25 protein-coding genes are annotated in these 23,717 nt (G+C 62.1%); 6 read left to right on the top strand and 19 right to left on the bottom strand.

Features of this window, described 5'->3' with window-relative positions; all coding sequences use genetic code 11:
• The first annotated feature begins 10 nt into the window (after nucleotides 1–10).
• The gene (locus ASU23_RS15225; RefSeq protein WP_003943978.1) at nucleotides 11–880 is read left to right on the top strand and encodes an MYG1 family protein; all 870 of its coding nucleotides are present in this window, start codon (nucleotides 11–13) and stop codon (nucleotides 878–880) included.
• Nucleotides 881–888: 8 nt separating this feature from the next.
• On the opposite strand, the gene ASU23_RS15220 is transcribed toward ASU23_RS15225, so the two are convergent.
• Entirely contained in the window at nucleotides 889–1,872 is a 984-nt protein-coding gene (locus tag ASU23_RS15220) for an alpha/beta hydrolase family protein (RefSeq protein WP_092765342.1), read from the bottom strand.
• 426 nt (nucleotides 1,873–2,298) lie between these two features.
• Between ASU23_RS15220 and ASU23_RS15215 the strand changes: the two genes are divergently transcribed.
• From ASU23_RS15215 to ASU23_RS15200, 4 genes are all read left to right on the top strand, one after another.
• Entirely contained in the window at nucleotides 2,299–2,919 is a 621-nt protein-coding gene (locus ASU23_RS15215) for a LysE family translocator (protein WP_007731691.1), read from the top strand.
• Nucleotides 2,920–2,944: 25 nt separating this feature from the next.
• The gene (locus ASU23_RS15210) at nucleotides 2,945–3,349 is read left to right on the top strand and encodes a DUF4259 domain-containing protein (protein WP_054781385.1); all 405 of its coding nucleotides are present in this window, start codon (nucleotides 2,945–2,947) and stop codon (nucleotides 3,347–3,349) included.
• 160 nt (nucleotides 3,350–3,509) lie between these two features.
• Nucleotides 3,510–4,718, top strand: coding sequence for an aspartate transaminase (locus ASU23_RS15205; protein ID WP_058038195.1), 1,209 nt, complete (start codon nucleotides 3,510–3,512; stop codon nucleotides 4,716–4,718).
• Between the two features lie 25 nt (nucleotides 4,719–4,743).
• Nucleotides 4,744–5,412 (top strand): 4-carboxy-4-hydroxy-2-oxoadipate aldolase/oxaloacetate decarboxylase, encoded by a 669-nt coding sequence (locus ASU23_RS15200; RefSeq protein ID WP_058038194.1) that lies wholly within the window; start codon nucleotides 4,744–4,746, stop codon nucleotides 5,410–5,412.
• 59 nt (nucleotides 5,413–5,471) lie between these two features.
• Here ASU23_RS15200 and ASU23_RS15195 read toward each other — a convergent pair whose 3' ends face one another.
• The 6 genes from ASU23_RS15195 to ASU23_RS15170 form a co-directional block, all read right to left on the bottom strand.
• Entirely contained in the window at nucleotides 5,472–6,515 is a 1,044-nt protein-coding gene (locus ASU23_RS15195) for an L-idonate 5-dehydrogenase (protein ID WP_030535776.1), read from the bottom strand.
• An 11-nt stretch (nucleotides 6,516–6,526) separates the two neighbouring features.
• A complete protein-coding gene (locus ASU23_RS15190) occupies nucleotides 6,527–7,282 on the bottom strand; it encodes an SDR family oxidoreductase (RefSeq protein ID WP_007731698.1) in 756 nt (251 codons plus the stop codon).
• 95 nt (nucleotides 7,283–7,377) lie between these two features.
• Nucleotides 7,378–8,712 (bottom strand): MFS transporter, encoded by a 1,335-nt coding sequence (locus ASU23_RS15185; protein WP_042447696.1) that lies wholly within the window; start codon nucleotides 8,710–8,712, stop codon nucleotides 7,378–7,380.
• A complete protein-coding gene (locus ASU23_RS15180) occupies nucleotides 8,709–9,782 on the bottom strand; it encodes a biotin-dependent carboxyltransferase family protein (RefSeq protein WP_058038193.1) in 1,074 nt (357 codons plus the stop codon). Before ASU23_RS15180 ends, ASU23_RS15185 begins: the two co-directional genes overlap by 4 nt.
• On the bottom strand, nucleotides 9,775–10,482 hold the full coding sequence (locus ASU23_RS15175; protein WP_172403470.1) for an allophanate hydrolase subunit 1: 708 nt from the start codon (nucleotides 10,480–10,482) through the stop codon (nucleotides 9,775–9,777). The genes ASU23_RS15180 and ASU23_RS15175 overlap by 8 nt, the downstream gene beginning before the upstream one ends.
• The gene (locus ASU23_RS15170) at nucleotides 10,479–11,282 is read right to left on the bottom strand and encodes a LamB/YcsF family protein (RefSeq protein ID WP_030535779.1); all 804 of its coding nucleotides are present in this window, start codon (nucleotides 11,280–11,282) and stop codon (nucleotides 10,479–10,481) included. The genes ASU23_RS15175 and ASU23_RS15170 overlap by 4 nt, the downstream gene beginning before the upstream one ends.
• A 191-nt stretch (nucleotides 11,283–11,473) precedes the next feature.
• On the opposite strand from ASU23_RS15170, the gene nac reads away from it, so the two are divergent.
• Complete coding sequence (gene nac / locus ASU23_RS15165) at nucleotides 11,474–12,397, top strand: nitrogen assimilation transcriptional regulator NAC (RefSeq protein WP_030535780.1); 924 nt, start codon at nucleotides 11,474–11,476, stop codon at nucleotides 12,395–12,397.
• On the opposite strand, the gene ASU23_RS15160 is transcribed toward nac, so the two are convergent.
• The 12 genes from ASU23_RS15160 to amt all read right to left on the bottom strand — a co-directional run bounded on the left by ASU23_RS15160 (nucleotide 12,391) and on the right by amt (nucleotide 23,050).
• Nucleotides 12,391–13,317, bottom strand: a complete 927-nt coding sequence (locus ASU23_RS15160) for a D-isomer specific 2-hydroxyacid dehydrogenase family protein (RefSeq protein ID WP_007731707.1) — start codon at nucleotides 13,315–13,317, stop codon at nucleotides 12,391–12,393. The two genes, nac and ASU23_RS15160, sit on opposite strands and share 7 nt — an antisense overlap.
• Before the next feature lie 45 nt (nucleotides 13,318–13,362).
• The gene (locus ASU23_RS15155) at nucleotides 13,363–14,145 is read right to left on the bottom strand and encodes an SDR family oxidoreductase (RefSeq protein ID WP_007731708.1); all 783 of its coding nucleotides are present in this window, start codon (nucleotides 14,143–14,145) and stop codon (nucleotides 13,363–13,365) included.
• Nucleotides 14,142–14,663, bottom strand: a complete 522-nt coding sequence (locus ASU23_RS15150) for a gluconokinase (RefSeq protein ID WP_030535782.1) — start codon at nucleotides 14,661–14,663, stop codon at nucleotides 14,142–14,144. The genes ASU23_RS15155 and ASU23_RS15150 overlap by 4 nt, the downstream gene beginning before the upstream one ends.
• A gap of 104 nt (nucleotides 14,664–14,767) precedes the next feature.
• Nucleotides 14,768–15,811: an urea transporter gene (yut, locus tag ASU23_RS15145; RefSeq protein WP_030535783.1), complete on the bottom strand. Its 1,044-nt coding sequence runs from the start codon at nucleotides 15,809–15,811 to the stop codon at nucleotides 14,768–14,770.
• Nucleotides 15,812–15,845: 34 nt separating this feature from the next.
• Nucleotides 15,846–16,793: an urease accessory protein UreD gene (locus ASU23_RS15140; RefSeq protein ID WP_058038192.1), complete on the bottom strand. Its 948-nt coding sequence runs from the start codon at nucleotides 16,791–16,793 to the stop codon at nucleotides 15,846–15,848.
• On the bottom strand, nucleotides 16,790–17,431 hold the full coding sequence (gene ureG / locus ASU23_RS15135; protein ID WP_007731713.1) for an urease accessory protein UreG: 642 nt from the start codon (nucleotides 17,429–17,431) through the stop codon (nucleotides 16,790–16,792). Before ureG ends, ASU23_RS15140 begins: the two co-directional genes overlap by 4 nt.
• Nucleotides 17,432–17,441: 10 nt before the next feature.
• Nucleotides 17,442–18,155, bottom strand: a complete 714-nt coding sequence (locus ASU23_RS15130; RefSeq protein ID WP_047271507.1) for an urease accessory protein UreF — start codon at nucleotides 18,153–18,155, stop codon at nucleotides 17,442–17,444.
• Nucleotides 18,139–18,786 carry an urease accessory protein UreE gene (gene ureE / locus ASU23_RS15125; RefSeq protein WP_058038191.1) on the bottom strand — a complete coding sequence of 216 codons (648 nt, stop codon included), beginning with the start codon at nucleotides 18,784–18,786 and terminating at the stop codon, nucleotides 18,139–18,141. The genes ASU23_RS15130 and ureE overlap by 17 nt, the downstream gene beginning before the upstream one ends.
• A 9-nt stretch (nucleotides 18,787–18,795) precedes the next feature.
• Complete coding sequence (locus ASU23_RS15120) at nucleotides 18,796–20,514, bottom strand: urease subunit alpha (RefSeq protein ID WP_003943847.1); 1,719 nt, start codon at nucleotides 20,512–20,514, stop codon at nucleotides 18,796–18,798.
• 35 nt (nucleotides 20,515–20,549) lie between these two features.
• The gene (locus ASU23_RS15115) at nucleotides 20,550–20,987 is read right to left on the bottom strand and encodes an urease subunit beta (protein ID WP_003943812.1); all 438 of its coding nucleotides are present in this window, start codon (nucleotides 20,985–20,987) and stop codon (nucleotides 20,550–20,552) included.
• 29 nt (nucleotides 20,988–21,016) lie between these two features.
• Nucleotides 21,017–21,319 carry an urease subunit gamma gene (locus ASU23_RS15110; RefSeq protein WP_007731718.1) on the bottom strand — a complete coding sequence of 101 codons (303 nt, stop codon included), beginning with the start codon at nucleotides 21,317–21,319 and terminating at the stop codon, nucleotides 21,017–21,019.
• Nucleotides 21,320–21,370: 51 nt separating this feature from the next.
• Complete coding sequence (gene amt / locus ASU23_RS15105; RefSeq protein ID WP_228117877.1) at nucleotides 21,371–23,050, bottom strand: ammonium transporter; 1,680 nt, start codon at nucleotides 23,048–23,050, stop codon at nucleotides 21,371–21,373.
• Nucleotides 23,051–23,717 lie beyond the last annotated feature (667 nt).

Raw genomic sequence — 23,717 nt, 5'->3', positions numbered from 1 at the left:
GTCTCGACGGGTGATCATCGCGACCCATAACGGCAAGTTCCATGCAGACGACGTCTTCGGCGTATCGCTGCTCAAGCAGCTGTACCCCGACGCCACCGTCGTTCGCAGCCGTGACGAGTCCGTCCTCGACAGCGCGGACATCGTGCTCGACGTCGGCGGTCGCTACAACCCTGCCGAGGGGCGCTTCGACCATCACCAGCGTGATGCCGGCGAGCGCAGCAACGGCATCCTGTACTCCGCCTTCGGTCTGCTCTGGCAGGAATACGGCCTGCAGTTCTGTGAAGGCGACGCCTCCGTGTTCCGCCGTATCGACAGCCGACTGGTCGAGGGCATCGACGCCGTCGACAACGGCCAAGAGATCTACACCCTCAACGACTACGGCACCAAGCCTTTTGATCTGTCGTCCGTGCTGGACCTTTTCAATCCGATCTCGTCCACCGACGAGGAGTTCGACACCCAGTTCGAGCTGGCCGTCGTTCTCGCAACCCAGGTCTTGATTCGCCTGCGCGCCAAGTACGCCGGCGACGCGGCCGCCGAGCGCGAGTTCACCGAGACCTACGAAAAAGCAACGGATCCGCGCTTCGTCGTCCTGGAACGCTTCGTTCCCCACGGCCGCGCCGCGTCGGCCCAGCCGGAACTGCTGTTCACCATCTTCCCGAACACCAACGGCGGCTGGTCGATTCAGACGGTCAAGCCTGCTGACTCCAAGTTCGGTTCACGAAAGCTGTTGCCGGAGCCGTGGCGCGGCCTGAACGGCTCGGATCTTGCCGCCCAGACAGGCGTCGACAGTTCGGTCTTCTGCCACAAGGCCGGGTTCATCGCGGCTGCGCAGACCCGTGACGGCGCCCTCCAATTGCTCGAACTGGCACTGGCCGAGTAGTTCTCAGCTCACATTCCCAGCGCCGTCTTCACCGTCGGCCAGGAATCGTGAAGCGCGTCTTGCCAGTACGGCCACGAATGGGTGCCGTCGTTCCGATACGCGAATACTGCGGGAATCGACAACTCGCCCAACCTCGCTTCGAACAGTTGTGTGCACGTATTAGCGAGCGCCTCGAGCGGTCCGCCTTCTATGGCAGTCTGCAGTCCACTCGGGGTGAAGACGTTGTCGTATTCTCCGGGCGCACCTGTACCGGAGGACACGTAGATCGTCTTCCCTCGCAGCGTTTCCGCGTTGGTGGACGGGTCGTGCTTTTGCCAGTCGGGGTCCGACGCCGGGCCCCACATGTTGGTGGCGTCGCCCGCCTTGCTGGCCACGGTGAGCCGCACGGAATCCTGCGAGGACGATTCGGAGTTGTCGAGACAGCCACTGTACGAGGCCAATCCGGTATAGAGCTTCGGGTGATGTGTGATGAGGTTGGCCGCGCCGAGCGCACCCATGGACACCCCGCCGACCACATTCGTCCCATTTCCGGAAAACGCAGAATCGATCAACGCCGGAAGCTCTTCAGCGAGAAACGATTCCCACTTGTTCACACCGAGGTTCGGATCGTCGTTCTTCCAGTTGGTGTAGAAACTGCCGGTACCGCCAACAGGGAGAACGACGTTGACGTTCTTGTCGGCGAAAAACGCTTCGATGTCGGTCTTTTGAGTCCAGGTGCTTTCGGAGTATCCGGATTCCGAACCGGCACTGACGCCGTCGAGTAGGTAGAAGGACGGACGCGAACCGGCACTCGACGCTGGATGCAGAACCTGCACTTGCACCTCGCGCCGCATGGCCGGCGACTCGACGAAGACGGCACTGCGTGTGGGCGACAACTGCTCTATGCGATTGATGTGAGCCCCGGCCTGACCGGCCGAATCTCCTGGTGGGTTTTCAGGTGCCGGTTCGGCATACGCCACTCCGCCCACGACAAGCGCGAGCACGACCAACACAATCCCGACAAACCCAAATCTCCGCATCCGTCAAGCGCCCCCTGAGCATCGCACGACTACCGCTGACCCTCGATTGGACAGGACGAACGTCCCGGGGTCAACCCACTGGTTGGGATTTATTACTCGCGGGTATCCAATGGAGTTGGACAGTTCTCCACCGATGCACACACAGGTGTGGATAACTTCATTCACATCCACTTCCCAGTTGTGCATAACCTGTGGACAAAAGGATGAATTACAACAGAGTTATTCCTCCTACCTGCAACGATTCGTTTCCCCACAGTGTGCATAACTCTGTCGAACAGGGCTCGCGAGACGCCGGTTTCCGGGCGTGTCCATGCAGTTCACACCGCCGCGCCACTCTTTGTTCACAGGCCCGACACCACCGGCCGACAATGCTCCCCACCCCGACTTCATACTTGTTGCATGCTGACCGCTCTGCTCGCCGCCACAGCTGTGCTCGCCCTACTGACTCTGGTCCCCGGGCCCGACATGGCCGTCGTGACGCAGGCTGCTCTCGGCGCGGGCAGATCCGCCGGTTTCCGGGTAGCGGCCGGCATCGTCTCGGGCCTTCTGGTGTGGGGTCTGTTGACCGTCCTCGGGCTTTCGGCGATCCTCGCCGCGTCGGCCGAGGCGTACACGGTGGTCAAGCTCGCCGGCGCGGCTTACCTGATCTATCTCGGTGTGCGAGCACTGTGGGAGAGCCGGACGTCGCGGATGCAACACAATGCCGACGCTCCACGATCGCAGAAGGCCGGGACATGGAAGACGGGCTTCACCACCAACCTGCTCAACCCCAAGATCGCCGTCTTCTACACCGGACTGTTGCCGCAGTTGGTTCCGGCCGGGTGGCCGACGGGACCGTCGCTTGCATTGCTGGTGCTCATCCACGCAGCCATCACCATCGTGTGGCTCAGTGGCTACGTGGTCCTTCTCTCGCGAGCGCGTAGCACCTTCGAAAAGCCCCGAGTGCGACAGGCACTCGAGCGCATAACCGGAACAGTTCTTCTAGGATTCGGAGCGAAGATCGCGCTCGAAGCGCGCTGAGACGGCAATCGGAAAAGAGTAGACAGTGGGCGCGTGGGGATCGGGACCGTTCGAGAACGACGGTGCAGGGGATTTGATCGCGTCCATCGGGCACGGTGACTTCACCTTCGAATCGGTGGAGTGGGCATTCGAGGACGACTACCTCGAGGTGGACGGCGGCCAAATCGCCATCGCCTTGCTCGAATTGGTGCTGATCGTGCGCGCCGATCGCAAGCGCGACCCCGCCACCCAGGACCTCGATCTCGACTCCTTCACCTCGGCTCTGACCAGTGAACGGCTCACCTGGCTGATCGAAATGGTGGAGCGCACCATCGCATCGACCGATTCGGAACTGTTCGAACTGTGGGACGAGCAGGGACCGGAAGAGCTTGCGTCGTGGCGAGTTCCCGTCGTGGACGGTCTCGAGGATCTGCGCGTTCTGTCGGTCTGATTCCGTCGCCGCTCCATCACGTTTGCTTATCGGGCCACAACGGTTCGGTCTTGGTCAGATGCCCTGGTAGGACCCTATGGTCGAACGGATCACCGAGTGAGAACTGTGGCTCGTCGACGACGGGAATCCACGCTCACCCCGGACCCAGGAGCAGACCATCATGGCGACTTTCGTTCCGGCTGCGCGCGTCGACAGAATCAGGGAGTCGCCGAGTGTGGCTGCCGCACAACGAGTGCGCGAGCTGAAGGCCCAGGGCCGTGAAATACTCGACCTGACCGTCGGGGAGCCCGATTTCGACACACCCGACAACATCAAGTCTGCGGCGATCACTGCGATCAACACGGGTCAGACCAAGTACACCGCAGTCAACGGCATCCCGGCTCTACGCGAGGCAATCGCAGCACGCGCGGCTTCGCGAACCGGAATCCAGTACGCGGACAACCAGATCACCGTCGGCGGCGGCGCGAAACAGGTCATCTTCCTCGCTCTCATGGCGACGGTCGAAGCCGGCGTCGAGGTTATCGTTCCCGCCCCTTACTGGGTTTCGTACCCGGATATGGTCCTCGCTCACGACGGGACTCCGGTGATCGTTCAGTGCGAGGAGTCCGACAACTTTCTTCTCACAGCCGAAGCACTATCCGCTGCAATCACTTCGAACACCAAGTGGGTCATCCTCAATGCCCCGGGCAACCCCACCGGATCTGTGTACACCCGCGAGCAGCTGCAGGCCCTCGCCGAAGTGATAGAGGCCAATCCCCATGTCAGTGTGTTGGTCGACGAGATCTACGACGAGATCAACTTCGGCGACGCTCCGATCCCGAGTCTGCTGCAGGTCGCTCCGCACCTCCGTGATCAGGTACTGGTCACCAACGGAGTCTCCAAGTCTCATGCCATGACCGGGTGGCGACTCGGATACGGACTCGGAAATTCCGGATTGATCGGCGCCGTCAACAAACTGCAGGGTCAAAGTTCTTCCTGCCCGTCCTCGATCAGCCAGGCCGCAGCCGTGGAAGCCCTTACCGGCGACCAGAGTTTCCTCACCGAATCCGTACGAAGTTACCGACGACGACGCGACCTCTCGGCTCACCTCCTCAGTGTTGTCCCCGGGCTCGAGCCCGTCGTGCCGCAGGGTGCGTTCTACCTGTTCGTCAACTGTGCCGGCTTGATCGGCAAGCAGACCCCGGACGGCACCGTGATCGAGTCCGACCAGGATCTCGTCCTCTATCTCCTCGACGAGGCGTCGGTTGCCACCATTCAGGGTTCGGCTTACGGCGCATCGCCGTACTTCCGTATCTCCTTCGCCACCTCCGAGGCCGTCCTCGAAACGGCCGCGGCACAGATCGCCGCGGCAGTCGAACGCCTTTCCTGATCTTTCATACTTTCTGGAGTACAAGATGATTCACGTCAAGACGAAAATTGATCGCGCGGACAAGGACCTGATTGCCGAACTGGGGACGTTCTCCGCGGCCACGATTCACGAGGCACAGGGACGTAAGGGGTCGCTGCATCCGGCGATCAAACCGATCGACCGCGACATGAGGTTCTGCGGCTCCGCCTTCACAGTCAAGTGCCATCCCCGTGACAACCTCATGCTGCAGGTTGCGATCAGCTACGCACAGCCGGGTGACGTCCTGATCGTCTCTTCAGGTGATCAAGCCGCCGGCCAGTTCGGCGATGTCCTCGCCAATGCCTGTGTTGCGCGCGGCATTACCGCACTGGTCACCGACGGCGGAGTGCGCGATACCCGGGAGATCCGCGAACTCGGATTCCCCGTCTTCTCCAAGCACGTGTACATCGAGGGAACCGTCAAGGAATCTCTCGGCCCGATCAACCATCCCCTGGTCTTCGGAGAACAGGTCATTTATCCCGGTGACGTCGTCAAGGGTGACTGCGACGGCGTTGTCGTGGTCCGCCGCGAGGAGGTTGCCGAGGCAATCGAACTCTCGCGTGCCCGTGACGAAGCCGAAGCCGGGTATATCGAGCGTTACAAGCGGGGCGAGACCCCACTCGAGGTGAGCAATCTGACTGCCCTGCTGGAAGCCAAGGGCCTGGTGGTCGAATAACCTGCTGTGCGCCTTTATTAACCGCCCGCGGTTAATAAAGGCGCACAGGGTCGAAGGACTCAGAACCGCAACAGCACCTTCCCCGACACCGAAGCATCCTTGGCGACTGCGAAAGCTTCCAGAGCTTCCTCGACCGGATATTCGTGTGTGAGAACAGCATCGACAGCAAGCGAACCGTCGGCGAGGGCGAGCAGCACCTCGTCGATTTCGTCGTTGAAGCGGAATGAGCCCACCAACTCCAACTCTCGCGTGATCGCCAGCGAAATGTGTACCGGTTGAGGTCCGGACGGAAGAAGCCCGAGCATGACCACCCGTCCACCGCGCGTCGCCCCGCGAATAGCGGATTCGAGCCCGCGATGATTGCCGGTGCACTCGACGACCACGTCGGCATCGGATGCGGCGACTGCCTCGGCGTCGGTGGCCTCGAGAACCCGATCCGCACCGAGCGTCGACGCGATCTGCAGCGGAACGTCGTGCACGTCGACCGCGGTGATCGACTGCGCGCCTGCTCGTCTGAGCACAGCCACGACCAGTGCGCCGATGGGTCCGCAGCCGACGACCAGCGCCTTCTTCCCGCGTACGTCTCCCGCTCGCGAAACAGCGTGCCAGGCAACGCTTGCCGGTTCGGCTACCGACGCAGTCCGCAGGTCCAACCCCTCGGGCAGTTCCCGGAGCATGCGTGTCGGGAGCACTGCGTATTTCACGAAGGCGCCCTCGGTGTGTGGGTACTGCGCTGCACTTCCCAGGTATGTGCAGCAGGGCGAGAGGTTGGGCCGATCGCTCGGGAACCGAGGCGCGGTCCCACCGGGCGTTGCGGGGTGTACGGCCACGGAAGTTCCAACTGCCGGCCCCGTTCCGTCCGCCGCGGCCGTCACGACCGTGCCGACCACCTCGTGACCGAGCAGCATCGGTGCCTTCAGAATCGACTCCCCCGCCGCGCCGTGCGTCCAGTAGTGCAGATCTGATCCACACACACCGCCGTAAGCGATCTCGATCACTGCCTGCTCGGCGGTCGGCGCAGTCAACGCAACATGCTCGACCCGCAGGTCACCTGCCGCATGGGCCACCACTCCGAGCGTCGTTTCCGGTAGTACAAAACTCATGATGCGCTCTCTCAGTCGTTGCGACGGATGAAGTCGAGGCCACCGGGCACCTGGAAGGTGGGGAGCACCTCGATGAGACCAAGATTGACGTGGCCAGGGGCGTCGATCGCGAACTCGATGGTATCCGCGATGTCCTTGGTAGTGATGGATTCGTAGCCTTCGTAGAAGGTCTCCCACGCTTCCTTCATGGCTTCGGGCGTGCCGCCGAGGTTGCGACCGAAGATCTCGGTCTCGACCCGGCCAGGGCAGATCTCGGTCACTCGAATCCGCTTGCCGATGCAGTCGTTTCGCAGCTGGCGCGAAATCTGGTGCACCGCAGCCTTGGTCGCGTGGTAGGCAGTGTGGCCGTAGAAGTTGTACAGGCCGGCGATGGAGCTGATGTTGACGACATGACCTAGATCGCGCTCCACCATTCCCGGCAGCAGAATGCGGCACAGGTGCAGCACCGCACGAAGATTCACGTCCACCATCGCGTCGACCGATGCTTCTTCGGCGTCGAGAATGTTTCCGGTTGCGGACACCCCCGCGTTGTTGACGAGGATGTCGATCTCCAGTCCGCCGACAGCTTCGGCGAGCGCGGCGGTGTCGGTGATGTCCACGGGCAGAGGGATCATTCCGGTGCGATCGGCAACCTCACCGAGCTTGTCGGCATTGCGGGCGACGCCGTAGACCGTCAGTCCGCGCTTGGTGAACATCTCGGTGACGGCGGCACCCATTCCGGTGTTGGCGCCGGTGACGAGAGCTGTGCGGTAATCGGAGAAAGGCATTGTGTGCTCCTACAGGAAGAAATTGGTATGACCCGGCGGCCGCCGCGGACTGCAGGCGGCCACCGGGCCGGATCAGGAGTGACTCACGCGAGAAGTCACAGAGTGTCGCGTAGCGGAACGTGGGCGCGATCGGTGATGGTGCTGACCGCGATCAGCGTGCCGACTGCGGTGATGACCGCGTAGAAGGCGGGAACGTAGATACCGAATTCGGGGATCAACCAGGTCATCAACAACGGTGCGGTACCACCGAAGAGTGCGGACGAGATGTTGTAACCCAAACCGTAGGCGGAGTAGCGAACCCGCGTGGGGAACAGTTCGACGATCAGGATGTGGATGACGGCTGTGTGCCCGGCGAAGATCACTGCCATGAGGCAAGCACCGAGAACGGCGAGGCCGACGTTGCCGGTCACGATCATGGCATAGCAGGGGATCGCTCCGATCGCCATTGCCGCAGCTGCACCGGCGATGACCTTCTTGCGACCGATCCGGTCGGAGAGAGCACCCATGAACGGAATCGCGAAGCAGATCGCGACCAGGCTGGATGCGGTGACGAGAAGCGCTGTCCCGGTCGAGAATCCGATCTGATCGCCTTTGAGGAACGTGGGCATGTACGAGAACAGAACGTAGTAGCCGGAACCATTCATCAAGGGGATGAACAGGGCGAGGATCATGGCGCGACGGTGTTCGGGAGTGGAGAATGCTTCCTTGAGCGGATTGCGCGACAAACCGCCGGATTCCTTGAGCCGCTCGAAGTTCGGGGTATCGGAGATCGCGCGGCGGATGTACCAGCCGATGATTCCCATCGGAATGGCCATGAGGAACGGGATGCGCCACGCCCACGATGCGAGTCCGCCGCCGTTGATCGCGTCGGCGTTGAGCCACGGCGACATGGCAAACGCGATCATCGTTCCGGTCAGCAGTGCGAGGAACGACGCGATCTGCGCGTAGCTCGTGATCAAGCCGCGCTTGCCTTCCGGTGCGTGTTCGGCGAGGAACGTCATGGCGCCGGCAGCTTCACCACCGACGGAGAATCCCTGCACGATCCGCAGAAAGATCAGCAGTGCCGGTGCCGCGATACCGATGGCCGCGTAGGTGGGCAGCAAGCCGATACCGGCGGTCGCCACGCTGATCAGCATGATGACGAACACCAACATCTTCTGTCGACCGATCCGGTCGCCGAGGATGCCGCAGACCACCGCGCCGAGGGGTCGAACGAAGAACGAGACCGCGTAGCCGGCGAACACCAGCATCAGCGCGTCGCTCGACTTCGATACGTCGAAGAACACGATGGCCAGTGCCGTCGCCATGAACGCGAAGACACCGTTGTCGTAGAGCTCGACGAAGATGCCGACGCAGCCCGCTGCGACGACTTTCCGGACCTTGCGCGGGTCGGCTACCTGGCCGTCTACCGCTTCGATGGTGTTGGTCATGCTGTCTCCAAAATAGACGCGCGGCGCGGAGCGCTCGCGGGGCGTGTGGTGCCGACGTGGCTCGGTACTCGGGCTTCCGAGGTGTGAAGAGGTATCCGGAGGGTGGTGAATACGTTCTCCACACGCCGCCTCAGCAAGGCGATGCGGTGCTGCTGTTCGCGGTGCTCTGCAACCGCCGTTGCGACGCTGCAGTTCCGGAATCGGACGCGGTGCCCGGGTCGGGCCTGTCCCAGCTGTGAGAGTGAAACGGTGGTGACGACTGCCAGCACCGGATAACCGGCGGTGACGCCTCTACCTCGATGCAGGACCAGAAGTTCGTTGCCAGCGGGTACTTCGACGGCGCCGATGGGGACGCCGCGCGAGAGGACCTCGCCGGTGCCGGTGCGCTGTGGGAGCGGCTGCTCATCGGTAGATGCCAGCCGAAGCCCGATGTGATTGCTCTGATCGCCCACCACGAATTCGGTGCCGAACAGCGCGGCTGCACTCTCCCCGAAGTCGTCGATGTCGGGGCCGTCGGTCACGTCGAGCGTCCACACGTTGCCGAAGGACGGTCGGTCGGGCAACAACCGGAACAGCGGTAGCCGGAAGACCGGGTGGTCGATCGGCGGGCAGTCGGTGTCGACGACCAGCGTCTCCCCCACGGTCAAGTGACGGCCGAATCCGAGGACCTGGTCGGGAGCGCAACTGCCCAGGAGGTAGTCGGCCGTCAGCTCTCCGTGGACGGCGACGTAGACGCGCAATCCGTCGTGGATTCCGGTGACGGCAAGCCGCTGACCGGCTCGCCAGACGATCGGTTCCCACTGCGGTTGCCGATGTCCGTCCACCGTCACCGTTGCGGGTGCACCCGTGACGGCGATCAGCAGATCCGTGGACGCCGACGCTGAAAAGTCGAGGGCCGTCAACTCCAGTAGCGGGGCCTCGCGCCTACTACCCACCAACGCGTTGGCGATCTCCGCGCTGATCTGGTCGGCTGCGCCGCCCGTCGCCTGACCGAACTGTGACGCCGATCCACGCCCCAAATCCTGGACGGAGCTGATTCCGGGAGTCAGGACGGTGACGGTCTCAGCCATGGGGATCACCCCCTACGGGCAGGAGCGAGCGTCCGTCGAAGTCGTCCCAGCGATCGGCGTCGATCGCACGGAAGACGAACAGATCGCCCGGGCGGTAGGCAGAAATCTGCTCCGACGCCGGATCGACCAAGATGAGCGGGGTCCGGCCGATCACTGCCCAACCGCCGGGCGCAGGCCTGGCCGAAACGACTGCCTGACGTCCGGCCACCGCAACGGAACCGGCCGCGACGTGCGGTCGCGGGCTCGATCGGCGCGGGATGGGAAGGCCGAACGCCGGGCCGTCGAGCATCGGGGCGCCGCCGGGTGAGCCGTAGCAACGCATGACCAACGGGGCTGCGGAGTGAAGGCGCACCACTTCGGCTTCGGTGACGCCGAGAAACCGCGCTGTATCACCCAGGTCCGGGCCGTGTTCGCCCCCGTAGACGACGGGGATCTCGAACGTCCTAGGTTCACCTTCCAGCGGTCGGGGGATAGTCGTTGCTTCGCGAACCAGGCCGCGGACGGCGTCGTGGTCCGTGAGGAGGTTGTCGAACTCGACCAGCAGGGCGTCGTATGTCGGGATGACGCTGACGATGCCGTCGGCACCGAGATCGAAACGTGCAGCGATCGATCGAACGGTGTTCCAGTTCTGCTCGGCGGTCCCGCCGCTGACACTGACGCGAACGGCGGCGTCACCGCAGTCGGCGACGTAGGTCTTCACGCGGAACACCCGACATCACGGGCCCGCCGTGACGCCACGACCCGGGTCAGCGGCGCAATGGTGACACCGGCGGCCTCGAGCGCGGCGCGAATCGCCTTCGCGTTCGCGACGGCACCGGGGTTGTCACCGTGCACGAGGACCGTATCGGCGACAACCGGGATCAACGTGCCGTCCACAGCTTCGACGACTTCCTCGACCACCATCCGAACGGTCCGCTCGACCAGAACGTCGACGTCGTGAATCACCGCTCCCGGCTCGCTGCGGGGCACGAGAGTTCCGTCGGAGTTGTATGCGCGATCCGCGATTCCGACGATGCCGACGCTCAATCCGCGGGCAGTCGCCTCGTCGGCCAACGCCCCGTCCTGGGCGAGCACGATCAACGACGGATCGAAGGCCGCGACCGCATCGACGACGGCGCGCGCGTAATCCTGGCGTACAGCAACAAGATTCCCGAGTTTGCCGTGGGGAGCGATGTGCGACAACGACGTTCCGTTCGCGACCGCAAAGGCGTGAAGGGCGCCGAGTTGGAACAGCACGTCGGTTCGGACCTCGTTCTCACTGAGATCCATCGCGCGACGTCCGAATCCGGCGAGGTCCGGAAAACTCGGATGCGCGCCGATGCCGATACCGCGCGATACGCACCCCCGCACGGTCGCATCCATTGTTCGTGGATCGCCTGCATGGAATCCGCAAGCGATGTTGGCCGAAGTCAGCGTGTCGAGCAGAGCATCGTCGGCGCCCATGGTCCACGTGCCGAAACCTTCGCCGAGATCGGCGACAAGATCGATGCTGGTTGCCATTTCGGTCCTTCCGGTTCGTTTACTTGTTCGTACGGGCGCCGTTGCCCGTGGTTGGTCCGACTGTCGAAGTTCTGTGTGTCGACTTCGGTGTTTCTGGGACGCTACTCAGGAACGCCAAAGGGTTGTTAATACCGTTTCGCGTTGGGGTGATCGGAATTCGATATGTCCGTTGAGCTGGTAGTTTGCACAGCATGGACACGAGAAGGCTCTACTCGTTCGTACGAATTGTCGATGCCGGCAGCATCACCCGAGCCGCCGACATCCTGCACATCGCACAACCCGCCCTGAGCCAACAGATGACGTCTCTGGAAACGCAGTTCGGTCAGCAACTTCTGATCCGCAGCAAACAGGGTGTCGAGCCGACCGATGCGGGGCACGCACTCTATCGGCATGCTCAGGTGATTCTGCGTCAGGTGGAGAGTGCTCAGGCCGAGGTGTCCGTGGTCGGACGGGCGCTGGCGGGTGGCGTCTCGGTCGGCCTCGCCCCGTACAGCACCGCGACGGCAATCGCCTTGCCGCTCTTGGCCCGTGTGCGCGAGCAGCACCCGAATATCTTGTTGCACATCAACGAGAACTTCGGTGGCGTGCTCAGCGAAGCGATGATGACCGGTCGCATGGATCTGGCGTTGTTGTACGACGCCGGCCCGATCAAGGGTGTGACGTTCGAACGCTTGCTCACCGAGGAGCTGGTGGTGGTTGCGCCGTTCGGTACCGGACTGGCAGGCGAATCGGGATCCGACATCTCCCTGCCCGAGATCGCCGAACTGCCACTATTGCTTCCGGGTCGGATGCACACCATCCGCAAGGTGGTGGAGCAGGCTTTCGACCGTGCAGAGCAGCAACCGAACGTCGTGGCCGAAGTGGAATCGGTGATGACGCTGTCCGAGGCCGTACGCACCGGATTGGGCGCGACGGTTCTGCCGTGGTCGGTGGCCCGCAGGGTCATGGACGTCGAAGCGCTCGAGCTACGACGCATCGAGCCGGGCATCGAAGTGCATGTCTCCCTTGGCACCCCGGCCAATCAGCCCCTCTCCAAACCGGCCGAGGCGGTGCGCGATGTTCTGCGCACCGTCGTTGCCGATTACGTGAAGGGAACCAACGCGAGCGGTCAGTAGCCCGCCGACGGATCGATCACGGCGGCGAGGTCCTCACCTGCGGCGAATCGGGCGACGTTGGCTGCAACGTGATCTGCCAGGACGCGGGTGAGCGTCGTAGCCGGGTTGGCGACGTGTGGAGTGATGATCGCGTTGGGCAGCTTCCACAACCGATGCCCGTCCGGCAACGGCTCGGGATCGGTGACGTCCAGTGCCGCCCCGCCGATCGAACCGGCTTCCAGTGCGTCGACCAATGCGTCCGTGTCGACGAGGGTGCCACGCGCGATGTTCACGATCCAGCTCGACTCCGACATCTGGTCCAGTTCGGCCTTGCCGACCAGATGCCGCGTCGCGGATGTCGACGGTGCTGCGATCACGAAGTGATCTGCCTTGGACCAGATTTCGCCGGTGCGGTCGGCCGAGAGCGTTTCGGAAGCACCCTCGACAGGGGTCCCGGAGCGGGTGATCGCGATGACCTTGACTTTGGACGCGGCGAGGTACGGGATCAACGCACGGCCGATTCCGCCGCAACCGATGATCGCCACTGTCGAGCCCTGCAAAGTGCCCACCCGCGGGTCGAACTCTTCCTTGCGCCACGATTGCGCCGCCAATTGTTCGGGGAGAGAACGAACTCCGGCGAGGAGAAGCATCATCGTATGTTCGGCAACATTGCCCGCGTACGCTCCGGCAGCAGACGTCCAGACCCGCTTGTCGTCGATCACCCCGGCGTCGAACCAGGGCTCGATGCCGGCGAACGGCAACTGCACCCAACGAACCGAATCGGGTAGCGACGACGGGAACGTCTCCGGCCCGTGTACCCACACGACGCCCTCGGCGTCTGCCAGTGGAACGAGAACTCCACCGGCTCGGCGTATTCCGTCGGCGACGTGAGGATCCTCGACGGGACCGAGGTGGATGCGAGGGGCGCTGGCGTCTGTCATGTGGGTGCTTTCTGTTCGAGTAGCGGACGATCTAACAGCGGACAATCAGACGACGGCCGTCATTCCGCCGTCGACGTAGAGGATCTGACCGTTGACGAAATCCGAAGCCGGGGAGGCCAAGAACAGTAGCGACCCGATCAGCTCCTCGGTACGGCCCCAACGTCCGGCGGGTGTCCGCTTGGCGAGCCACGCGGTGAACTCCGGATCGTTGACCAGCGCAGAGGTCAGTTCGGTGTCGAAGTATCCCGGTGCGATCGCGTTGATCTGCAAACCGAAGGGTGCCCAGTCAGCGCACATTCCGCGGGTGAGCATCTTGAGCCCGCCCTTGCTGGCCGCGTACGGTGCGATTCCCGCTCGGCCGAGTTCGCTCTGCACCGAGCAGATGTTGACGATCTTCCCGTGTCCGCGCTCGACCATGCCGCGGGCGAATTCACGTCCGACGTAGAACGCACTGGTCAGGTTGGTGTCCATGACACGCCGGAAGTCGTCGTCGCCGAACTCGAGAAGCGGGGCGCGGTGCTGCACGCCGGTGTTGTTGACAACGATCTCGACCGGGCCGACCTCCGCCTCGATGCGTGTCGCCGCATCCCGGACGGCGGCCGAATCGGTGACGTCGAACGCGTATGCGTGCACCGTTGCGCCGGTCGCGTCGGCGATGCGTCGACGCTCGGCTTCGAGCACGTCGGAATTTCGGCTGTTGAGCACCACCACCGCACCCGCCTCGGCGAGACCAGTCGCGAGGGCCGAGCCGATGCCTCGGCTCGAACCCGTCACCAGCGCGACCTTCCCGGAAATGTCGAACGGGCCGGGGCTTGCGGTGCTACTCACGCTGTGACGCTCCTCTGAGATGTATGGATGTAGTCGACTGCCTCGCCCACCAGTGTGCTCGGTTCGGAGACGACATTCAGCGTGATGCCGCGCTCGTCGTCTGTAAGCGGTTCGAGAGCCTCGAACTGGGAGATGAGCAGACTCTCCGGCATGAAGTGCCCGGCGCGGAAACGCATACGTGCGGAGATAGTCTCGAAATCACCGGCCAGGTGGACGAACTGCACGTCGAGACCGTCCGGGCGCAACCGGCCCCGATAGTCCTTTCGCAGAGCCGAACAGGCAACGACGCCTGTTCGTCCCGCATCGGCACGCTCGGAAAGCCAGGCCGCGATCGCGTCGAGCCACGGCACACGGTCTTCGTCGGTCAACGGTGTCCCCGAACGCATTTTGGCGACATTGGACTCGGGGTGCAGATCGTCACCGTCGACGAAGTCTGCCCCGAGAGACGTGGCGAGACCCACTGCCACGGTGCTTTTTCCAGCACCGGCCACACCCATCACAACTACCTGCACGGTCATGCTTCGACCATGCCCGACTACCGAAGGCCAGACAATACTCGAGTGATACCGGTTCGCGAGGGTGCCATAGCGGAACGATCTAGGAACTTCTGCCCGTTCGAGCCCTATCCGTTCGCCTTCGCGATCGAATCCTTGCCCTCGGCCGCTCCACCCTCGATGGTGTCGTGCTGGATGGGAACGAACTTCTTCTTCGGCAGCAGGAACAGCCACGTCGCGAAGACGAACGGGCCCGTTCCGGCCGGCAGGCTGATCGGAGCAAAGGCAGACACCAGCGTGCCGTGGATGACAACAGTCACCAGTACTCCGAAGACGGTGTAGACGAACACACGCCACGACGGGTTGTAGAACACCGATCCGAGAGCAATTGCCGTCAGCACCGAACTGAGCCCGTAGAGACCATTGCCGATGTCGACGGTGTTTGCGCCCAGCGCCAGTACCGAACCCATCGCTATCGCGGAACCGATGAGCGCGAACAACGCCGCCCAACGCGACGCGACCAGCAGCGCGATCACGAAGATAATGCCGGTGACGGTGTTGTTGATCAGAAAGATCTGGGAGACGTTGCGGAACAGCGTGTCCCACAGGAAGCTGAAAGTAATTTCGGCATGAACTGACGCGTCCCCGATGTGCTGGGGAAACTGGCCCGCGCTGAGGTCTGACGTTTCGATCCGCAGGAACTGGAACGCCGCGAGGAGGAAGAACCAGTTGACGAGGTTGAACGGAAAGGTCAGCGCCGGTACGCCCCACGTCTTGAAGACATTGGCAACGGCCAGGAACGCGATCGTCGACGCGGCAGCTCCCACCACGAGGTAGATCCACAGCATCACACCGCCGGCAAGGAACGTCGGAAAGGCAGCTCCCACAAGAACTCCGTTGTATCCGTACAGGCCGATACGCATCGAATCGTCGTCGGAGTGCAGCATCATGCCGGTGACGGTGGATACCACCAGACCCACCACGGCACCAATTGCGACGGTGATCGTGTCCGCGGCTATCGCTCCCCAGAAGATACCGACCAGAAACAGCAGGCCCGTCAGCGCATTGCCCTGGAACATCACCTGCCCGGAGCCTTTGAGATTGGTGTCGATGAATCTGAGCACGACGTTCTTGTCCGCGACGTCGTCCCAGGGTTTGGTGATGGTGGTCATCGCACGTCCCTCGATCCTTCTCCGACGATCCGCGTCATCCCCACAGCGGGACGGGCGGAATGGTGGTGTCCAGAACTGCCTTTCGTACCAGAGACCAGAAATCACGGACCTTCGCCTTGACGGGTTCGCTCTCCGGACCGAGGACTTTGAAGATGAGACCGGCGTCGTTCGGTAGCCGGCTCGCCCCGGAGACGACCTTGCCGTCACGGCCCGGAACTATCTCCTCGAGAATGGCGTCTGCGTGCTCCTTCGGTGTCAGTAGGATGACATTGCCGAAGACGTCGTGGTCGCCCATGATTCCGCCGTATCGCACGGGGAAGCGTGCCGGTTCGATCACCAACTTCTCGGTGAAGAGATTCTTCCCGTCCGGGCGCTTCGCCTTGATCAAGGTGGAGTACAGGTCGTAGACGAACATCTCTCCGCCGTCGTGGTACTTGCGACCCGGCATCACGATCTCCGAGAACAACAGCGTTGCAGTCGGATCCACCGTGATGTCGGTGCGCGCGTAGTACCTCGCGCTGCGGTGTGGGATCGTCACTCCCGGCATCAGTTCGAGATACGAATTCTCGGCCAGCACCACTTTCTGGAGTTGTGACGCGTGATTGGCATCCATCCGGTGGACTTTGGTAGCCGACTGGGTGGTCACGTGTGCAAGGGAACCTGGCTCCATTTCGATGGTCAGGAACAGTCGATCGCCTTGCAACACACTGCCGGACGTCGAGATCATGTAGACGCACGGCATGGTCGGCAACGCTTCGTCCCAGTACAGCGCCTGCTGAACGAGCAGCGGTGTTTTGCGGTACATGTCCCGCAGAATCGTCTTGTCGCCACGGTCGACAAATCGCATCTCGAGAACGCCGGTCTTCCCGACCTTGCCGGCCGGGGCCTGCTTCGGCTGGTCCTGGTACTGGTCGAGTTCCGGGATGGTCGGGATCGGCCCCGGGAGCGACCGCGATGCTCCCGGGACGGACGTTGCGCTCACGGTGCGCTCGCTCCCACTTCCTCTTCGTCGAAGAGGACTCCGTGCACGATGAGGTCCACCACTTCCTTGATGCCTTCCCCGGTCATGCAATTGGTGAAGACGAACGGCTTGTCGCCGCGCATCCCCTTGGAGTCGCGATCCATGACTCCGAGATCGGCGTTGACGTACGGTGCGAGATCGGTCTTGTTGATGACCAGGATGTCGGACTGCGAGATTCCCGGACCGTTCTTGCGCGGAATCTTGTCGCCTGCGGCTACGTCGATGACGTAGATGAAGAAGTCGACCAGAGCTGGACTGAACGTCAGTGTGAGGTTGTCGCCACCACTTTCGATGAACACCACGTCGGTGTCCGGGAACGTCTTCTCCATGTCCTCGACCGCCGCGAGATTCATACTCGGGTCTTCGCGGACGGCGGTGTGTGGGCAGGCTCCCGTCTCCACGCCGACGATACGTTCCTCCACGAGAACACCTTTGAGAGCCTTGCGCACATGCTTGGCATCTTCGGTGGTGACCACGTCATTGGTGATGATCAGAACGCTGGTGCCCCGCTTGATGAACTCCGGCGTGATCGCCTCGATGAGTGCGGTCTTACCCGAACCCACGGGTCCGCCGATTCCGATGCGCGTTGTCTTCTTCATCGTTCTCCTTCTAGTTCATGAACATTCGGACGTGCGCCTTGACGTGAACCGCAGCCAGAATGTCGATCATCGGGGCGAAATTGGACATGTCGTCGAGTCCGTAGTCACGCACTGCGGCGTACTCACGGCCGGCGCTCTGATTGACCTCGAACAGAATCTCTTGCGTCGTGAGGTGATCGACTCGGACGATACGAAGGGCAGCGCCGAGCAACGTCATCGCGACACCGTACTGATTGACCGTGAAAGCGTCCTCTTCCGGAGAACCCATCTCCGCGAAAGCAATTCCGAGGCCGACGGGGTAGGTACCCGGCGTCTCCCCCGATGCGATCGCGGCCAACCACTTGTTGAACAGGGTCTCACCGGCCAAGCGCCCGCCGAGTTCGGCCAACTTCTTACCCATGCGGGTACTCATCGTGCGTGCTTCTTCGTTGAGTTTGCGTTCGATCACTGCATGATCAGCGGCGAGGATCGCCGAGAAATCACCGGCTGCCGCACCCCGGTGCGCCGCGAGTACGGCGATACCGTCGCACGTCGCGCCCTGATGGGCGGCCGAGAGCACAAACTCCCGCAGCGACGGACCACCCGTGACAATTCCCTGCGCCACGGCCGATTCCAAACCGTTGGAGAACGAGAAGGAACCGACCGGGAACATGGAATCGGAAAACTGCATCATCCGCATCGCGCGGTTGATGCTGAGCCCGGATCCCTCAGACGAGAGGGTCATGGGTATGCCCCTCGCCCTCACGCGCGGCCGCACCGAACAAACGGCGTGCCTCGTGTGGAGCGATGTAGGGAATGACCTCGGCGCCCGGGATGAAGGTGTACTCGATGCCCTCGAAAGCATGTGTCCGCATCACCGAGCCCATGACCGCCTTGTCGACCGTCAACGGAACGTAGACCTTCATTCCCTTCACCACCGCAGGCCAGTGCTGGTTACCCACGGCATGTCCCAACTCCAAGCACGTCTGAATCATCTTCTCGGGCGTCACCTCGACCAGTGCGCTCAGGTCGATCTCCAACACGTCCTTGAGGTTGATCCTCGCCACGACGACGGTGTTCGCCTGCTCGTCCCACAGCAGAATGTCGCCGTCCTGCAACTGAATACCCCGATCGAGCGAGACGGCCAATTCACGGCCACCGATCGTGGTGCGTCGTAACCGACTCTTCTGCGCTTCCCACTGATCGAGCGACAAGACGTCGACTACCGCATTGTCGAGTCGACCGGCCCACTCCTCGTCGGTCTCCTTCCCGAGCAGCACGTCGACTCGCGTCGGCTTTCCGCTCGGCGCGGTCATCTCGCCGTGCGTGTGTGGCGTCGCATCGGCGCCGTGCGTGTGTGTGATTGTTCCCGACACTGGAGACCCCTAGCTGAAGAAGTAAAGTTGGTTCAAGCGAATGGATTCGGCAGGTTCGACGTATGCGTGGACGCCGTCCGCAGTCACCGCGAAGGTCTCCGGGTCCACCTTGATTTCCGGAGTGGCCGAGTTGCGAACCAGATCACGCTTGGTGACTGTTCTGGTCCCCTCGACAGCAACAACCTGACGTTCGAGACCGAGCCGGTCCTTGATGCCGTCGTCGAGTGCCGCTCGCGAGACGAACGAGACCGAACTCTGCGGCAACGCCTTGCCGAATCCACCGAACATCGGCCGGTAGATCACCGGTTGTGGTGTCGGGAGTGAAGCATTCGGATCTCCCATGGCATGCCAACTGATCAGACCGTTCTTGATGATCGTCTTCGGCTTCGCACCGAAAAATGCGGGCTCCCAGAGAACAAGATCCGCCATCTTCCCGACACCGATCGACCCGACCACATGCGAAAGACCAAACGTCAACGCGGGATTGATCGTGACCTTCGCGACGTAGCGCAACACGCGGAAGTTGTCGTGCGTCGGTGAATCCTCGGGCAGCTTTCCGCGGGACCGCTTCATGCAGTCCGCTGTTTGGATCGCGCGTAGCCAGTTTTCTCCAACCCGGCCCATCGCCTGTGAGTCACTCGAGAACATCGAGATGACGCCCATGTCCTGCAGTACGTTCTCGGCACCGATCGTCTCGGCGCGAACGCGGGACTCGGCAAACGAAACATCCGAGGGCACTTTGGGATTGAGGTTGTGACAGACCATGATCATGTCGAAGAGCTCGGCCTGAGTGTTGATGCCGTACGGCAACGTCGGATTGGTCGACGCCGGAAGTACGTTGTCCTCGCCCGTCACTCGCAGGATGTCGGGTGCGTGACCGCCGCCCGCACCCTCGCTGTGATAGGTGTGAATCGTACGGCCTTCGAAGGCCGCGATGGTGTCCTCGACGTATCCGGCCTCGTTGAGGGTATCCGTGTGAATGGCGACCTGAACGTCCATTTCGTCTGCCACCCGCAGAGACTCACGAATTGTGGCCGGTGTCGCGCCCCAGTCCTCGTGGACCTTCAGACCGGCCGCACCGGCCTTGATCTGTTCGACCAGCGACTGATGCCCGGACGAGTTCCCCTTGCCCAACATGCAGACGTTGACCGGCAAACCCTCGTTGGCCTTGAGCATCATCTCCATGTTCCAGATACCGGAAGTGATGGTGGTGCCGTTGGTTCCGTCGGTCGGGCCGATACCACCACCGATCAGCGTCGTCACTCCCCCACTGAGTGCGTGGTACGCCTGCTGTGGTGACACGAGGTGAACGTGTGGATCGATGCCGGCGGCAGTGAGGATCATCTGCTCACCGGAAATCGCGTCGGTCGCCGGACCGGTGGTCAGCCCCGGGGTGACGCCTTCCATCGTGCTGGAGTTTCCCGCCTTGCCCCAGCCAACGATCTTGCCGTCCTTGATTCCCACGTCTGCCTTGACGACGCCGATGGTTGCATCGACGATGACCACGTTGGTGATCACGAGGTCGAGGGCACCGTCGATGCTGCATGACTCCGGATCCTGGCCCATGCCGTCGCGCAGCGTCTTGCCGCCGCCGTAGATCGACTCGTCGCCGATCGTTCGAAGATCTTCCTCGACCTCGATGTACAGGTCGGTATTGCCCAGTCTGATCTGGTCACCCGTGGTGACCCCGAACAGACCCGAATACTCTTGTCTCGAAATGCTTGTCATGGGTGTTGCTCTCCTTCGTCCGCCGTGAACGAGAATCAGTCGGTTTGAGGTTCGGACAGAAAGCCGAGTTCTTCGGCACGCTGGACGGCTCCGGGAAGCCGAGGCCGGTAGGCGGCGTGGGTCGGCGCCCAACCGTCGACAAGTCCGTTGAAGCCTTGCACTCGTTGCTTGCCGCCGAACGGCACCAACGTCACTTCCTTCTCGTCGCCCGGCTCGAACCTGACCGCCGTGCCCGCGGGAATGTCGAGGCGCCAGCCGAAGGACTGTTCACGATCGAAGGACAACGCGCGATTGACTTCCATGAAGTGGTAGTGCGAACCCACCTGGATGGGACGGTCACCGGTGTTTCGGACTCGCAACTTCAAACGTGGACGGCCCTCGTTGAGTTCGATCGGCTCGTCCCGCAACACGTATCCGCCGACCGGCACTTTCTTCTCGCCGCCGGAATCCTTCTTCGTCGATTTGCTTGCCATCTTGGAGTGCTCCTGACATCTCGGTCGGGCTACTGGATCGGAGAGTGCACGGTGACGAGCCGGCTACCGTCGAGGAACACCGCCTCGACCTGCACACGTGGAATCATCTCCGCGACACCGTCCATCACGTCGTCGACCGTCAAGGCGTGCGATGCGTCGGCCATGACCTCCTCGAGAGTCTTGCCCTCCCGAGCTCCCTCCAGGGCGGCTGCAGTGATAACTGCGACGGACTCCGGGTGATTGAGTTTGAGCCCCTTTGCCTTTCGCCTCAGTGCGACATCCGCCAACATGAGGATTGTCAGCTTGTCGAGTTCTCGCGGTGTCAGATGCATTCTGAACGCTCCTTGTCGATCATGCGGTAACTCCCTGTCGTCGAATACATGTCAGCTCCCCTGTTCCGTCGCTTCGGTGAGAGGTTCGGCCGCTTGCTGGACGAAACCGCTCCTCCTGCCGCCCGAGTACTCGTTGATCGCGTCCAGAACCGCCTGTGCATGTTCCGAGGCGACCAGCACCTCGACACGCAACCGCTCGGTGAACACGACGTCGTTGCGTTGTCCGCGGAACTTGAGCGAGGCCGAGTCACTCGCGGAGACATGCGCTTCCGATACGACTATCGACTCCGCTCCGGCGGCCAGCAGCGCCTCCCGTAGCTTCTCGGACTCGATGGTCTGCAATACCGCGGTGATGAGTTCGTGCTTCGGGGCGCCGAGGTTCGGAACAAGTTTTGCCCCCTCGACCAGGACCCCCGAGTCGAACCCGCTGGTCTGCGGCGCACCACCTGCGTCGACGAATGCGGCGTTGTAGCGGTATGCGTCCATGCCTTGCTGACGACGGTCGATGTCCACCTGGTCTTTTGGGGCCAGCTTGAGACCGATGGTCTTCTCGATGCCCGTGGCGATCAGCCAGGTCACCACGAACGAGAAAGCGATGACGACGATCAACGCCAGCGCCTGCTCGCCGAGTAGTCCTGCCCCGCCGCCGAAGAAGAGTCCGTCGCGGCCGATCGAATTGATGGCTTTTTCGCCGAACAAACCGAGAAGGAGTGAACCGAGGATGCCGCCGATGAAGTGGACCGCGATGACGTCGAGCGCGTCGTCGAACTTGAAGATCGACTTGAGCGCGAGCGCGAAGTGGCAGACCAGTCCGGCAAGCGCGCCGATCGCCAACGCGGAGAAGGTGCTGACGAAGCCGGCGCAAGGGGTGACGGTCGCGAGACCGGCTACCGCGCCGGTGATTCCGCCGATCGCCGTGGCCTTGCCCTCGGTGTACCTTTCGATGACGAGCCAGACGACCATACCGCCCGCTGCGGCGATGTGAGTGTTCATCAAGGCCTGTGCCGCAACACCATCGGCAGCCAATCCGTCGCCCGCGTTGAATCCGAACCAGCCGAACCACAGGATGCCTGCGCCGATCAACGCCAGAGGCACCGAGTGCGGGACTGCCTCGGCGTTGGGCCATCCCGGACGTTTACCTACCACCAGCAAGATTGCCAGGGCGGCGGCGCCGGCGGATGCGTGGACGACAATTCCGCCGGCCCAGTCCTGAGCTCCGCGGAGCGCCAACCAGCCTTCGGGATTGAAGAGCCAGTGCGCAATCGGGGGGTAGACGATGATCGACCACAGCACGAGCAGAACGGCCCAGCCCAAGGGCTTGAGCCGGTTTGCGGTCGCACCGGTGATCAGCGCAGGCGTGATGATCGCGAACATCATCTGATAGACCACGAACGCCAGAGTCGGTACCGCGACTGCACCTTCGATCAGGTGGAAGCCCGGGGCGGCGGCAGTGTGTATGTCCTGCAAGCCGAACAATTTGAGGTCACCGAGGAAGCCGGAACCCCAGTCTCCACTGAACGCGAAGCTGTATCCGAACACGACCCAGGTAATCGAGACGAGTCCGAGTGGGACGAGGTTCTGCTGCAACATGACGAGCGCACTGCTACCACGCACCAGACCGGCGTAGAAGAAGGCGAGTCCGGGAACCATGAAGAGAACCAGACCCGCGGAGATCAGCACCCACGCCGTGTCCCCACTGTCTATCACTGCTTCGGCTAACACCATTTCCATCGACATCGACGACCTCCGAGCATTATTCGGACCTGAACAAAGTCATTGGTTAGAGCAGCAATTCGCGATGTTCCGGTTCGCTGCGACAGTTACGCTACGTCCCATAGTTGCACCTTCTCAGCAAAATCGGGGGAACATCCGGTTTTCACGTTTAGTAGAGCATTGTTCTGGGAAAAGATGGGACTTTGCCTAAACATTGCGGACGCTCCACAACCTACAATTGCGGGACTAATTCTCGCCGAAAGTGGTTTAAATCTTGCAAAATGGGGAACGTAGCCGCAGGTGAGCGCCACTTTCGGAGCAGAAATGCCGTTTCCAGCTCGGGACTTAGCTCCCTAACCAAGACAGCTGCGAGCGCCTTATTTGATTACCAACGTCGGTGACCCGCCTATCCAATCGGGTAGGTAATTTCACCGAACATCTTCTCACCTGCTCAGATGATTAACCTTCACCGCACTGAGGGCAATCCTGTCGTTAATATGTTATTCATCCGTACTGGATATTTCGACCGGAAAGTCGAAGATCACCTTTCGATAACCTTTAAAGGTGAAATAATTTTCGCTGTAACTATTTTGTTATGCAGAACCTAGATGTATGAGGAACGGACGTTAGTTACGCGGTGCCGGCGGTAAGCGGCGGGCGGTCGTCCTCCGCGTGTTGAATGCGG

Origin of the sequence: Rhodococcus sp. KB6, from assembly GCF_001445685.1 — a bacterium.
Taxonomy (GTDB): domain Bacteria; phylum Actinomycetota; class Actinomycetes; order Mycobacteriales; family Mycobacteriaceae; genus Rhodococcus_F; species Rhodococcus_F qingshengii.
This window is presented reverse-complemented; position numbering and strand designations above follow the sequence as displayed.

Bases quoted from the DNA above. Each gene is read 5' to 3' on its own strand.
- ASU23_RS15215 (WP_007731691.1), top strand. From the start codon at position 2,299: ATGCTGACCGCTCTGCTCGCCGCCACAGCTGTGCTCGCCCTACTGACT.
- ASU23_RS15205 (WP_058038195.1), top strand. From the start codon at position 3,510: ATGGCGACTTTCGTTCCGGCTGCGCGCGTCGACAGAATCAGGGAGTCG.
- ASU23_RS15200 (WP_058038194.1), top strand. From the start codon at position 4,744: ATGATTCACGTCAAGACGAAAATTGATCGCGCGGACAAGGACCTGATT.
- ASU23_RS15195 (WP_030535776.1), bottom strand. From the start codon at position 6,515: ATGAGTTTTGTACTACCGGAAACGACGCTCGGAGTGGTGGCCCATGCG.
- ASU23_RS15190 (WP_007731698.1), bottom strand. From the start codon at position 7,282: ATGCCTTTCTCCGATTACCGCACAGCTCTCGTCACCGGCGCCAACACC.
- ASU23_RS15185 (WP_042447696.1), bottom strand. From the start codon at position 8,712: ATGACCAACACCATCGAAGCGGTAGACGGCCAGGTAGCCGACCCGCGC.
- ASU23_RS15180 (WP_058038193.1), bottom strand. From the start codon at position 9,782: ATGGCTGAGACCGTCACCGTCCTGACTCCCGGAATCAGCTCCGTCCAG.
- ASU23_RS15170 (WP_030535779.1), bottom strand. From the start codon at position 11,282: ATGGCAACCAGCATCGATCTTGTCGCCGATCTCGGCGAAGGTTTCGGC.
- nac (WP_030535780.1), top strand. From the start codon at position 11,474: ATGGACACGAGAAGGCTCTACTCGTTCGTACGAATTGTCGATGCCGGC.
- ASU23_RS15160 (WP_007731707.1), bottom strand. From the start codon at position 13,317: ATGACAGACGCCAGCGCCCCTCGCATCCACCTCGGTCCCGTCGAGGAT.
- ASU23_RS15150 (WP_030535782.1), bottom strand. From the start codon at position 14,663: ATGACCGTGCAGGTAGTTGTGATGGGTGTGGCCGGTGCTGGAAAAAGC.
- yut (WP_030535783.1), bottom strand. From the start codon at position 15,811: ATGACCACCATCACCAAACCCTGGGACGACGTCGCGGACAAGAACGTC.
- ureG (WP_007731713.1), bottom strand. From the start codon at position 17,431: ATGAAGAAGACAACGCGCATCGGAATCGGCGGACCCGTGGGTTCGGGT.
- ASU23_RS15130 (WP_047271507.1), bottom strand. From the start codon at position 18,155: ATGACCCTCTCGTCTGAGGGATCCGGGCTCAGCATCAACCGCGCGATG.
- ASU23_RS15120 (WP_003943847.1), bottom strand. From the start codon at position 20,514: ATGACAAGCATTTCGAGACAAGAGTATTCGGGTCTGTTCGGGGTCACC.
- ASU23_RS15115 (WP_003943812.1), bottom strand. From the start codon at position 20,987: ATGGCAAGCAAATCGACGAAGAAGGATTCCGGCGGCGAGAAGAAAGTG.
- ASU23_RS15110 (WP_007731718.1), bottom strand. From the start codon at position 21,319: ATGCATCTGACACCGCGAGAACTCGACAAGCTGACAATCCTCATGTTG.
- amt (WP_228117877.1), bottom strand. From the start codon at position 23,050: ATGGAAATGGTGTTAGCCGAAGCAGTGATAGACAGTGGGGACACGGCG.